Source organism: Acidimicrobiia bacterium, assembly GCA_030584185.1.
Lineage (GTDB): Bacteria > Actinomycetota > Acidimicrobiia > Spongiisociales > UBA11373.
On record CP129495.1, the window covers coordinates 60,136 to 71,639 of the forward strand.

Genomic DNA, 11,504 nt, shown 5'->3' on the forward strand with positions numbered 1-11,504 from the left:
CCATGGGTGTCCTGACGCGCACAAGAACTTGAACCGTATGTCGACAAGAGTGACCCTGATTGGAGGTGGGATCGGCCGGACTCGAGACTGACGAGATCGGCTGATGCGCGTCGGACCGGCCGGTCCGACGCGTCGTGCGTTCAGGGGTCACCGAGAGGAGTTGCCGATGCTGACCGCGATCGTTTCCGCGATCGTCGGCCTGGTGGCCGTCCTGGTCGGACTCGCCCTGGGCAGGATATGGCTGAGGCGCAGCCTCGGGCGCGCCGGAGTGACCGCCGACGACATGTTGCACGAGGCGCGACGGGAGGCACAGCGGGTCATCGAGAACGCCGAGCGCGAGGCGCGGGCGCGCGCCGACACCTATCGGGAGCGTGAGGACGCCACGCTCGAGCACCGTCGTTTCGAGCTTGAGTCACAGGAAGAACGCGCCATCCAGCGCGAGGCCACCCTGGAGCAGCGGGCCGCCAACCTCGCCCAGCGCGAGACCAACCTCATCGAGCGCGAACGGGAGCTGGTCGAGGACCGCCGCCAGGTGGAGGCGATGCGTGAGGACGCTCGCTCGTCGCTCGAACGACTCGCAGGGGTGGACGCTCGGGCCGCCAAGGCGGAGCTGCTGCAACGCGTCGAGGACGAGGGTCGCCGCGAGGCCATGGTGCTGATGCGAGATCTGGAGATGAAGGCCCGGGAGGAGGCCGAGAAGCGGGCCCGGCGCATCCTGACCTCAACGGTGCAGCGGCTCGCTTCGGAGGTGGTGGCGGAGACCACCCTGTCCACGGTGGTCCTTCCCAGCGACGAGATGAAGGGGCGGATAATCGGCCGTGACGGCCGCAACATCCGGGCCTTCGAGTCGGTCACCGGCGTCAACATCATCGTCGACGACACTCCCGAGGCGGTGGGGTTGTCCGCCTTCGACCCGATTCGCCGGGAGGTTGCTCGGATCGCCCTCGAGCGCCTCGTCGCCGATGGCAGGATCCATCCGGCCTCGATCGAGGACGCCTACGAGAAGGCTCTCGGTGAGGTGGAGCAGAGCGTGCGCGACGCTGGGGAGTGGGCGATTCTGGAGGCGGGTGTGTCGCGCATCCATCCGGAGTTGATCAACCTCCTGGGGCGCCTCAAGTACCGCATGTCGTATGGCCAGAACGTGCTGCACCATCTCATCGAGTCGGCCAAGGTGGCGGGAATGCTCGCCGGCGAGATCGGAGTCGACGCCACCGAGGCCCGCCGGGCGGCGTTCCTGCATGACATCGGCAAGGCGGTCAGCCACGAGCTGGGAGGCTCCCACGCCCTGGTCGGTGCCGAGATCGCCCGGCGGTTCGGCGAGGCGCCGGCGATCGTCCATGGGATCGAGGCGCACCACAACGAGGTGGAGCCGCGAACGCTGACGGCGGTGATCGTCCAGGCCGCCGATGCGGTGTCGGCGGCGCGCCCGGGAGCCCGGCGCGAGGCGGTGGAGTCCTACGTCCGCCGCCTCGAACAGTTGGAGACCATCGCCCGGTCCTTCGACGGTGTCGAGAAGGTGTACGCCATGCAGGCGGGACGAGAGGTGCGGGTCGTGGTCGATCCGGGGACCGTCGACGACCTTGCGGCGCACGATCTGGTGCGGCGCATCTCACGGCGGTTCGAAGAGGAGCTGCAGTACCCGGGACAGATCCAGGTGACCGTGATACGCGAGCTGCGGGCCACCGACTACGCCAGATGACACTTCTCGGCGATCCGGTGGTCCGTCGCAACCGGGTGCCCACCAGGGTGGGACGGCGCTACCTGGTCAGAACCTTCGGATGCCAGATGAACGAGCACGACTCGGAGCGGCTCGCCGGACTGTTCGAGGAGGATGGGATGGTTCCCGCCTCGGGTGCGGCCGATGCCGATGTGGTCCTGATCAACACCTGCTGCGTGCGTGAGAACGCCGACAACCGCCTCTACGGCAACCTGGGCCAGCTGAAGGCCGTGAAGGACGAAAAACCCGCCCTGCGGATCATGGTGGCCGGCTGTCTGGCGCAGAAGGACCGGGAAGAGGTGCAACGGCGTGCCCCGTGGGTGGACGTCGTGTTGGGAACCCACAACGTCCATCGTGCCGTGGATCTCCTCGACCACGCCGAGGAGTGGGGACCGGTCACCGAGATCTGGGAGGAGGCCGGCGGGATCGACGAGTCGGCGACGGCGTTGCCCGCCCATCGCGAGTCGCCGCACTCGGCGTGGGTGACCATCACCATCGGGTGCGACAACGCCTGCACCTTCTGCATCGTGCCGGCGGTTCGGGGCAGAGAGATCTCCAGGCGGCCCGGCGAGGTGATCTCCGAGGTGGAGAGGTTGGTGGCCTCGGGTGTGGTCGAGGTGACCCTGCTCGGGCAGAACGTGGACTCCTACGGTCGCGACCTTGCGGTCGATGGTCGGCGGCGTCCCGTGTTCGCCGAGCTGCTGCGACGGGTCGGCGAGGTCGACGGCCTGCGGCGGATTCGCTTCACCAGCCCGCATCCCAAGGACATCAAGGAGGAGGTCCTCCTGGCGATGGCCGAGACCGAGGCGGTGTGCGAGCACCTCCACCTCCCCCTGCAGAGTGGCAGCCGTCGCATCTTGCGTTCCATGCAGAGGGGGTACACGCCGGAACGCTTCCTCGAGAAGCTGCGTCTCGCCGAGGCGATGATCCCCGGATTGGCCACCTCGACCGACGTGATCGTCGGCTTCCCGGGTGAGACCGAGGACGACTTCGCCGCCACACTGGACGTCGTCGAGCAGGCCCGCTTCGATGGGGCCTACATGTTCGTGTACTCGCCGCGTCCGGGGACCCGGGCGGCGGAGATGCCCCATCAGGTGGATCCGGAGGTCGCCTCGGAGCGCTTCTCCCGCCTGGCCGCCCTGCAGCAGCAGATCTCGCTGGAGAAGAACGAGGCACTGGTGGGCTCCGTTGTCGAGGTCCTCGCCGAGGGGCAGTCGCGCAAGGACCCCGAGGTCGTCACCGCCCGCACCCGAACCAACAAGGTGGTGCACGTGGCCGGCCGGCACCCGGCCGGGCAGTTCCTGCAGGTGCGGCTGGTGCGGGCCGCCCCGAGCCATCTGATGGGGGTCCTCGCCTGACCCGTCTCGCCGCCATCGTCGGCCCGACGGCGGCCGGCAAGAGTGCGGTGGCGATGATCCTCGCCGAGCGCCTGGGCATGGAGATCGTCTCGGTCGACGCCATGCAGGTGTATCGGGGAATGGATGTGGGCACCGCCAAGCCGACGCCGGCCGACCGTGCCCGGGTTCCTCATCACATGATCGACGTCGCCGAGCCGGAGGAGGCCTACTCGGTGGCCCGCTTCCAGCGCGAGGGGCGAGCTTCCTTGAGTGACATCGCCGGGCGTCGCGGGCGAGCACTGGTGGTCGGCGGGAGCGGACTGCACCTCCGCGCCCTGGTGGATCCCCTCGAGTTCCCGCCCACCGATGAGGAGGTGCGTGCCCGTCTCGAGGCGCTCCCTCCCTCCGAAGCGCGCCACCGGCTCCTGCTGGTCGATCCCGAGGCAGGCGAATTGGTCGATCTCGACAATCCGAGACGGGTGGTGCGCGCCCTCGAGATCCATGAGCTCACCGGATCGACTCCGGCGGCGCGCTTCGCCACCGTGGGGGCAGAGGCAGTGAGGGAACGCCGACCGTTGCTCCCGGTGACGATCCTTGGGATCGATCCCGGGCACAGGCTTGGGCGCCGGGTCGAATCCCGATTCCAGGCGATGCTCCAGGCGGGGTTGGTCGAGGAGGTGAGGGCGCTGACGAGCCGCCTCGGGCCGACAGCGGCCCAGGCGGTCGGGTACCGGCAGCTGGTCGGTGTGGTCCAGGGAGAGGTCACCCTCGACGATGGCGTGGCCCGGGCGCTGTCCGCCACCAGGGCCCTGGCGAAGCGGCAGCGCACATTCTTTCGCAGGGACCATCGCGTCGAGTGGCTGGAGTGGGATGATGACCCCTCCGTGGTGGCCGCCTCGGCGGTACGGCGACTCGAGGAGGCCGGATGGAGTTCGTGAAGATGGAGGGTCTGGGCAACGACTTCGTCGTGTTGACGGGTCCCGTGGAGCCGACTGCCTCCCAGGTCACCGCGTGGTGCGATCGCCGTCGGGGCATCGGCGCCGACGGGGTGCTGGTGGTCACGCCGGGCGACCCGGTGTCCATGGAGTACTTCAACGCCGACGGATCGGCGGCCGAGATGTGTGGGAACGGGCTGCGGTGCGTCGCCCTGTTCGCCGTGTTGCGGGAGATGGTGGGGGAGCGACGGTTCGTGGTGCGCACCGCCGTCGGCGATCGCTGGGTCGAGGTGGATGAGGACTCGGTCCGCGTCGAGGTGGGACCGTTCGGCGTGGATCCCGCTCCCCTTGAGCTGGCCGGCTACGGCCTCACCAGGGTAGGTGTGGGAAACCCGCACGCCGTGGCCTTCGTGGCCGACTGTGCGACGGTGCCGGTGGCCGCCGCCGGCCCCCTCGTCGAGACCGACCCTCGGTTCCCGAGCGGGACCAACGTCGGCTTCGCCTCCGTGCTCGACTCCGACACCATCGCCCTTCGGGTATGGGAGCGCGGTGTGGGGGAGACGCTGGCTTGCGGTACCGGCGCCGTCGCCGCCGTGGCTGCGGCTTCCGCCAGCGGCCTCACCTCCGAGCGAGTGACCGTGATCCTGCCCGGGGGCTCCCTCTTGGTGGAACTGTTGGAGGGTGTCGCCTGGATCGAAGGCCCGGCGCGAGTGGTGTTTGCCGGGGCGATCTGAGGGTTCAGCGCACCGACCGGATCACCGCCACGACCTTGCCCAGGATCTCCACATCACGGGTGAGCACGATCGGCTCGTACGCCGGGTTCTCCGGGAAGAGCACGATCCGGTCGGCTTCGCGGTGGAAGCGCTTCACGGTGGCCTCCTCGCCCTCGATCAGGGCGGCGACGATCTCCCCCTGATGAGCCTCGGGCTGTCGCCTGACCACCACCAGGTCACCGTCGAAGATCCCGGCCTGGATCATGGAGTCGCCGTGGACCCGCAGCATGAACACGGGGTCGTTTCCGACGAACTGCGTGGGGAGCGGGAAGATCTCTTCGATGTCCTCCTCGGCGAGGATCGGCGACCCGGCGGCGATCCTGCCGACCAGTGGGACGTCGCGAACGGCGGCCCGTCGCAGTTCGGGCTCGTCGGGGAGCTCGAGGACCTCGATGGCCCGGGGCTTCGACGGGTCCCGTCGCAGGTACCCGGCATCGACGAGCGCCGAGAGATGGCTGTGCACGGTAGACGGGGATGAGAGGCCGATGGCTTCGCCGATCTCGCGGACCGAAGGCGGGTAGCCCCGGCGCTGCACGGTCTCCATGATCAGGTCCAGGATCTCGCGTTGCCGGACGGTGGGTTCGGTGGGGGACATGGTCCTCTCCCTTCGGTGGCGGGATCCTTGGTTCATCCGGACGCTACCGGATTCGGGGCCGGGAGGCAAACATATGTTCGTCCTTGACCAACGAACAGGTGTTCGGTAAGGTAGTGGTGATGACGAACACGTGTTCGTGTCACACCCCCTCGGTAGCGTGCCCGGAGTGTGGAGAGCGAGGCAACGAGCCCTCCCATCGGACCCGCCGCTGCGGGACCAGCCGCCGCCCATCAGGAGGAGCCGGGAACATGTCGATCGAAGCCCGCACCCGGGTTCTGGTTCTCCCCACCGTGGTCGCCCTGACCCTGGTACTCCTCCTGGTGGGCGCCGTCGGTGCCCGGGCCGGCGCTCCCGACGGCGAAGTCGAGGCGGCGCCGGTCGCCGGAGTGACCCACACCGTGCTCACCGGCGACACCCTCTGGGACATCGCCTCGGACCACGTCGCTCCTGGCGACGACGTGCGGGTGCTGATAGAGAAGATCAAGGCGGCCAACGGTCTCGAGGACAGCATCATTCGGCCCGGTCAGGTGTTGCTCGTCCCGGCTTCGGGGTGAGTCCGGGCGGTGGCGTCGTTGCGGTTCGGGTACCCTCGGTGGCCATGCGCTGCCCCTACTGCGCCGCCGATGACACCCGCGTCGTGGACAGCAGGCCCATCGACGCCGGGTCGGCGATCCGGCGTCGGCGGGCATGCGAGGCATGCGGAAACCGGTTCACGACATACGAACGCAGGCAGGCGGCGCTGATGGTTCGCAAGCGAGACGGCCGCCTGGAGGCGTTCGATCCTGAGAAGGTCCGCTCTGGCGTGGTGGCGGCGCTCGCCGATCGTCAGCCGGGACCGGGGGCGGTCGACGACCTGGTGGCGGCGGCCGAGGCCTTCGCCGAGGCCAGGGGGCCCTTGGTCGAGAGTGTCGACATCGGCCATCTGGTGCTGGACGAGCTGCGCCGGCTCGATGAGGTCGCCTACCTGCGGTTCGCCTCGGTGTACAAGGACTTCGAGGGGGCCGAGGACTTCGGGCGGGAGGTTGCGGCCCTGGAGGACCCGAGCCGCGGTTGAGTTCAACCCAGCTCGATGATCGCCCTCTCCAGGCGTTGCCGGATGTCGGCAAGAGTGGCGGTGGCGGCGGCGTCCAGCTCGACCAGGGCGGTGTCGAGCTCTTGCGAGAGCAGGTCGGCGCGCCCCTGGAGGTCGGCCAGGGCGGCCACGGCCTCCTCGACGTCGCCCCTTCGCAGTGCCAGCAGATAGCGGTCCGCCCACTCCGGAAGTGACTCCACGGCGGTGACGGCTCGCTCTCGGAAGGCGGCGAATGCGGGGTCGTCGTCCATGGATCGCAGAGACGCCTCGGCAATGGTCTGCATGTCGGCGATGGCTCGCGCCGCCGGGTCGATCAGCTCGGGTGGCGCCTCGCTGGGGAGCAGCGGCACCGTGATCAGGCCTGCCGCCGCCTCGCGGTATGCGGCCGCTCCGGTGAGGCTCGCCAGCAGGGCGTTGGCCGAGTCGGCGGCGGCGAGCATCTCGGCGCGTCCGGGACGCAGGTCTTCGATGGGACCGATCGGAAGCAGCGGCAGCACCGACGGCAGGGGGGCCTCGGCGACTGCGGCGAACTCCTCGACCTCGCGTCTGAACTCGGCGAGGGCCGCGGGTTCGCTGGGGGTGGGAGCTCCGGCGAGTGCTTCCACGGCGTCGGAGAAGGCCCCGATGGCGGTGGTGTACTCGAGGCGCCTGGTATCGGCCTTCTCCTGAGGAACCTTCACCAGGAACTGCAGGCCGATCAGGGCGGCAGCGCCGAGGGCGGCGGCCGAGAGGATGATCGACCAGCGGTAGCTGCGCCTGGCACCGATCGCCTTCTCCATCGGCCGGGGGCGCCAGTCGAAGTCGAGGTCGGGGATCTCTTCGGCCTTCGCGCTGGGTCCGTACGGCCGCGCCACGGTGGCCGGGGTGGTCTCCAGCATGCTGAGGATCGTCTTTCGGTTCTGCTCGCGGCGGCGTCGGTCGATGGGCATCGTGGGTAATAGGCATAATCGACGCAATGCGCATTCTTCTCAAACTTCTCGACCCCGACCTGCCGGTCCCGGGTCATGCCCGCCCGGGGGACGCCGGGGTGGACCTGCACGCCCGCCAGGAGGTGACGCTCGCCGCAGGGGACAGGGCGATCGTGCCGACCGGAGTCGCCGTGGCGATCCCCGAGGGTCATGCCGGCCTGGTCGTGCCCCGGTCAGGCCTGGCGGCTCGCCACGGGATCGGCGTGGTCAACGGCCCCGGCCTCATCGACAGCGGGTATCGGGGGGAGGTGGCGGTGATCCTGGTCAACCACGGCTCTGAGCCGGTCACGCTGCGGCGTGGGGATCGCATCGCCCAGCTGGTGGTGACGCCGGTGGCGACACAGGAGATGATGGTCGTCGACGAGCTCCCCACCTCCGAGAGGGGCGCAGGCGGGTTCGGATCGACCGGTTCTTGAGGTCGGGGGGCCGGGCATATAATGCGGCCACCGCGGACGTAGCTCAGTTGGTAGAGCGTCACCTTGCCAAGGTGAAGGTCGCCGGTTCGAGACCGGTCGTCCGCTCCACGGGGCGGTGCCGCCGTCCCGTCGAGATCGGCGGCGTGGCCGAGTGGTTAGGCAAGGGTCTGCAAAACCCTCTACCCCGGTTCAATTCCGGGCGCCGCCTCGGAGGGCTCGGACGCGGGCTCGAGGGCGCTTAGCTCAGCGGGAGAGCGCTTCCCTGACACGGAAGAGGTCACTGGTTCAATCCCAGTAGCGCCCACCAGGTCGTTCGATGCGATGCTGCGCCGTCGGGCCGCCATGCCGGTCTGCTCGCTTTTCCTCAGGTCCCCCCACGGGTCCGCCGATGACCCTTCTGTGGAGGACGGGCAGTGGTGCCCGTCGCGAGAGGGAAGGGCCTCATGCGCAGGGTCGCAGTATCGGCAGTGCTCACCGCCGCCTTGGTGGCGGGTGTCGCCGCACCGGTGGCCGCCAACCATCAGGCCACCCCCAAGAGCGGGCCCGATCACGCCTTCGGCGAGATGGTCGACTACCCGCTCACCGTTCCCGTCGCCGGCGAGTACTGGTGGGAGGACTGGTTCTGGGCGGCACGCGGGTCGGGGCTGCACCACGCCCAGGACTTCATGGCCGCCAAGATGACCCCGGTGGTGGCTGCTGCGGCCGGGACCGTCACCTGGATCAACGGCAGCCAGGATCCCAACGACCTCAACCCGGAGCGCTGCTGCTGGGTGATCGTCCGCCACGACGATGACTGGGAGTCCTGGTACATCCATCTCAACAACGACACCCCCGGGACCGACGATGGTCAGGCGTGGGGGATAGCACCCGAGATCCAGCTCGGGACTCGGGTCGAAGCCGGAGACCTGATCGGATGGGTGGGCGACTCGGGGAACGCCGAGAACACCCCGCCGCACCTCCACTTCGAGGTCTACGACGAGCACGGTGTCCTGGTGAACACCCGGGATGCCATCCTCGCCGCCGAGGGGCGGCCGTACTGCGGCGTCACCCGGGTGGGCGACATGAGCGGCCTCACCGGCACCAGCACCCTGCTGCGTACCGGCGCCCGGGGCGATTCCGTGCGCCTGCTGCAGGCCTTTCTCGACGACTTCCGGCACTCGCCAGGCCCGGTGGACGGCATCTTCGGGTCCCTGACCGCCTCGGCGGTCCGTTCTTTCCAGCAGCTGCGCGGGCTCACTGTCGACGGGATCGTGGGTTCGGCGACACGGGGCGAGGTCGCCGTGTTGACCGCTCGCGCCGAGCGTGCCTGGGCCCTCGACCCCGACGGTCGATATCTGCGGGCGGGGGCGAGAGGCGGTGACGTCGCCGAGCTGCAAGGCCTGTTGAAGGTCGTGGGACATGATCCGGGGCCGGCGGACGGCATCTTCGGATCAGCCACCGTCGCCGCCGTGAAGGCATTCCAGCGGGGCCAGGGTCTCGACCCCGACGGGGTGGTGGGCGGCGCCACCCGGACCCGGCTGGCAGAGATCCTGGGTCTGACGCCTCTCATCACCTGCGGCTGACCCGACCGCGCCGCGGCCGAGGAGGCGGGAGGGTCCGTTGCGTGCGGCACCCCGAGCCCGCCTCGGGCCCGTCTCCTCCCGCATCGCCGTGCTGCGAGTTCCCGCCCGCGTGGGATGCGATGCGAAGGATCGGGGGCGATCGACCGCACCCGGCGGCGCCGGAGTGCCCGGACCCTCCCGCCGTTGCTGAATCCTCATCCCGTTCCCGGGTGACGGGGTAGGGCCGAAGGTCCGCGCTGGCGCCAGCGCTGCCTGGGGATGGGCGCTTGGGCGGGTGTACGATTGGCGGCCCGGCCAAGAGGAGACGCCGTGACCGACACCATCCCCGCTCGACTCTTCTCGCAGGCGGCAAGGATGCCCGGCAGTCCTGCCTACCACGAGAAGGTGGACGGGCAGTATCGGGCGGTCTCCTGGTCGGAGTACGCAGCAGAGGTGAGGCGTGTGGGTAGGGCGCTCATCGCCGCGGGCCTGGAACCCGGCGGCCGCACCACGATCCTCGGCTTCAACAGGCCCGAGTGGGTGGTGCTCGACGTGGCGACGATGGCCGCCGGCGGAGCCCCCGCCGGCATCTACACGACGTCCTCGCCCGAAGAGGTCGAGTACATCGTCGGTCATGCCGAGGCCCCGGTGGTCCTGGTCGAGAACAAGGTTCAGATGGACAAGGTGCTCGCCGTTCGCCATCGCCTTCCGTCGCTCAAGTGGATCGTCACCATGCGGGGGGCGCCTGCCGTCGATGACCCCCAGGTGGTGGCATGGGACGACTTTCTGGCCATGGGCGATGCCGTGTCCGATGCCGACCTCGAGGCACGGATGGAGGCACTGCAACCGGACGACCTGGCCACCCTGATCTACACCTCGGGGACCACCGGACCGCCCAAGGGCGTGATGCTCACCCACTCCAACCTCACCTGGACGGCCGACCAGGCGCCCGGCGTGCTGGCACTCTCCTCGGACGACGTCCTGGTCTCCTACCTGCCGCTGAGCCACATCGCCGAGCAGATGTTCACCATCCACATCCCGATCAGCACCGGTGCCCAGGTGTACTTCGCCGAATCGATCGACGCCCTCCTCGAGAACCTGAAGGAGGTCCGCCCGACGATCTTCTTCGCCGTGCCCCGGGTGTGGGAGAAGTTCCAGGCGGGGATCGCCGCCGAACTGGGACACGCCACGGGTGTCAAGGCCAGGCTGGCGGCATGGGCCCAGGTCGTGGGACGGAAGGCCACCGAGGTGCGCAATCGGGGCGGGTCGTTGTCCGCCGGTCTCGCCGCCAAGATGAAGCTGGCCTCCGTGGTCCACAAGAAGGTCAAGGCGGGCATCGGGCTCGACCGCTGCCGGGGAGCGGTCAGCGGCGCCGCCCCGATAGGGCGCGAGGTCCTGGAGTTCTTCGCCGGGTTCGACCTCACGGTGTTGGAGGTGTACGGCCAATCGGAGGGATCGGGGCCGACGACCTTCAACCGCCCGGGCGCCACCAAGTTCGGCTCGGTGGGACCCGCCTACCCGGGGTGCGAGGTCCGGCTCGCCGAGGACGGGGAGGTGCTGCTTCGTGGCGGCAACGTGTTCGCCGGGTACTTCAAGAACCCCGGTGCCACGGCGGAGACCCTGCGGGACGGGTGGCTGTACTCGGGCGATCTGGGCTCCTTCGACGGCGACGGCTTCCTGACGATCACCGGACGCAAGAAGGACATCATCATCACCGCCGGAGGCAAGAACATCGCCCCGAAGGACATAGAGGCGGCCATCAAGGCTGATCTCCTGGTGTCGGAGGCGGTGCTCATCGGCGACCGACGGAGGTTTCTGACGGCACTGGTGACGCTCAATCCCGAGACCGCCGCCGCCTTCGCCGAGGATCGGGGAATCACCGGCCCGCTGCACGAAGCGGAGGCGATCCGCGAGCAGCTCCAGGCGACCATCGATGGGATCAACCGGAGGCTGGCCAAGGTGGAGACGGTGAAGAAGTTCGCCATCCTGCCTCGTGAGCTCTCCATCGAGAGCGGCGAGCTCACCGGCACCCTGAAGGTGAAGCGCGACAAGGTTGCCGAGCACTTCTCGGCCGAGATCGACGCCCTCTACTCCGAAGGCTGACCCGAGGCGTCGCCGCGGGCGGATCGGGAACGAATCCGGCCGGATCG

Annotated in this window: 11 protein-coding genes and 3 tRNA genes; 12 read left to right on the plus strand and 2 right to left on the minus strand. The window is 69.2% G+C overall.

Features of this window, described 5'->3' with window-relative positions:
- Positions 1-166 precede the first annotated feature (166 nt).
- The 4 genes from rny to dapF are packed head-to-tail and all read left to right on the plus strand — an operon-like array spanning position 167 to position 4,723.
- The gene (rny, locus tag QY307_00300; GenBank protein WKZ82734.1) at positions 167-1,699 is read left to right on the plus strand and encodes a ribonuclease Y; all 1,533 of its coding nucleotides are present in this window, start codon (positions 167-169) and stop codon (positions 1,697-1,699) included.
- On the plus strand, positions 1,696-3,075 hold the full coding sequence (miaB, locus tag QY307_00305) for a tRNA (N6-isopentenyl adenosine(37)-C2)-methylthiotransferase MiaB (protein ID WKZ82735.1): 1,380 nt from the start codon (positions 1,696-1,698) through the stop codon (positions 3,073-3,075). Before rny ends, miaB begins: the two co-directional genes overlap by 4 nt.
- Before the next feature lie 53 nt (positions 3,076-3,128).
- Positions 3,129-3,992, plus strand: coding sequence for a tRNA (adenosine(37)-N6)-dimethylallyltransferase MiaA (miaA, locus tag QY307_00310; protein WKZ82736.1), 864 nt, complete (start codon positions 3,129-3,131; stop codon positions 3,990-3,992).
- Positions 3,980-4,723: a diaminopimelate epimerase gene (dapF, locus tag QY307_00315; GenBank protein ID WKZ82737.1), complete on the plus strand. Its 744-nt coding sequence runs from the start codon at positions 3,980-3,982 to the stop codon at positions 4,721-4,723. The genes miaA and dapF overlap by 13 nt, the downstream gene beginning before the upstream one ends.
- 4 nt (positions 4,724-4,727) lie before the next feature.
- Here the strand turns inward: dapF and lexA are convergent, their stop codons facing one another.
- Positions 4,728-5,357 (minus strand): transcriptional repressor LexA, encoded by a 630-nt coding sequence (gene lexA / locus QY307_00320; GenBank protein ID WKZ82738.1) that lies wholly within the window; start codon positions 5,355-5,357, stop codon positions 4,728-4,730.
- Between the two features lie 248 nt (positions 5,358-5,605).
- Between lexA and QY307_00325 the strand changes: the two genes are divergently transcribed.
- Together QY307_00325 and nrdR are read left to right on the plus strand one after the other, a co-directional pair.
- Positions 5,606-5,911 carry a LysM peptidoglycan-binding domain-containing protein gene (locus QY307_00325; protein ID WKZ82739.1) on the plus strand — a complete coding sequence of 102 codons (306 nt, stop codon included), beginning with the start codon at positions 5,606-5,608 and terminating at the stop codon, positions 5,909-5,911.
- A 44-nt stretch (positions 5,912-5,955) separates the two neighbouring features.
- Positions 5,956-6,411, plus strand: coding sequence for a transcriptional regulator NrdR (nrdR, locus tag QY307_00330; protein ID WKZ82740.1), 456 nt, complete (start codon positions 5,956-5,958; stop codon positions 6,409-6,411).
- A gap of 2 nt (positions 6,412-6,413) precedes the next feature.
- Here nrdR and QY307_00335 read toward each other — a convergent pair whose 3' ends face one another.
- Positions 6,414-7,358 (minus strand): hypothetical protein, encoded by a 945-nt coding sequence (locus tag QY307_00335; protein ID WKZ82741.1) that lies wholly within the window; start codon positions 7,356-7,358, stop codon positions 6,414-6,416.
- Between the two features lie 26 nt (positions 7,359-7,384).
- On the opposite strand from QY307_00335, the gene dut reads away from it, so the two are divergent.
- The 6 genes from dut (at position 7,385) to QY307_00365 (ending at position 11,457) form a co-directional block, all read left to right on the plus strand.
- Positions 7,385-7,813: a dUTP diphosphatase gene (gene dut, locus QY307_00340; GenBank protein WKZ82742.1), complete on the plus strand. Its 429-nt coding sequence runs from the start codon at positions 7,385-7,387 to the stop codon at positions 7,811-7,813.
- 32 nt (positions 7,814-7,845) lie between these two features.
- Positions 7,846-7,921, plus strand: a tRNA-Gly gene (locus QY307_00345).
- A 29-nt stretch (positions 7,922-7,950) separates the two neighbouring features.
- Positions 7,951-8,021, plus strand: a tRNA-Cys gene (locus tag QY307_00350).
- A gap of 24 nt (positions 8,022-8,045) precedes the next feature.
- Positions 8,046-8,120 (plus strand) — tRNA-Val (locus tag QY307_00355).
- Between the two features lie 136 nt (positions 8,121-8,256).
- Positions 8,257-9,375 carry a peptidoglycan-binding protein gene (locus QY307_00360; GenBank protein ID WKZ82743.1) on the plus strand — a complete coding sequence of 373 codons (1,119 nt, stop codon included), beginning with the start codon at positions 8,257-8,259 and terminating at the stop codon, positions 9,373-9,375.
- Positions 9,376-9,684: 309 nt separating this feature from the next.
- The gene (locus QY307_00365; GenBank protein ID WKZ82744.1) at positions 9,685-11,457 is read left to right on the plus strand and encodes an AMP-binding protein; all 1,773 of its coding nucleotides are present in this window, start codon (positions 9,685-9,687) and stop codon (positions 11,455-11,457) included.
- Positions 11,458-11,504 lie beyond the last annotated feature (47 nt).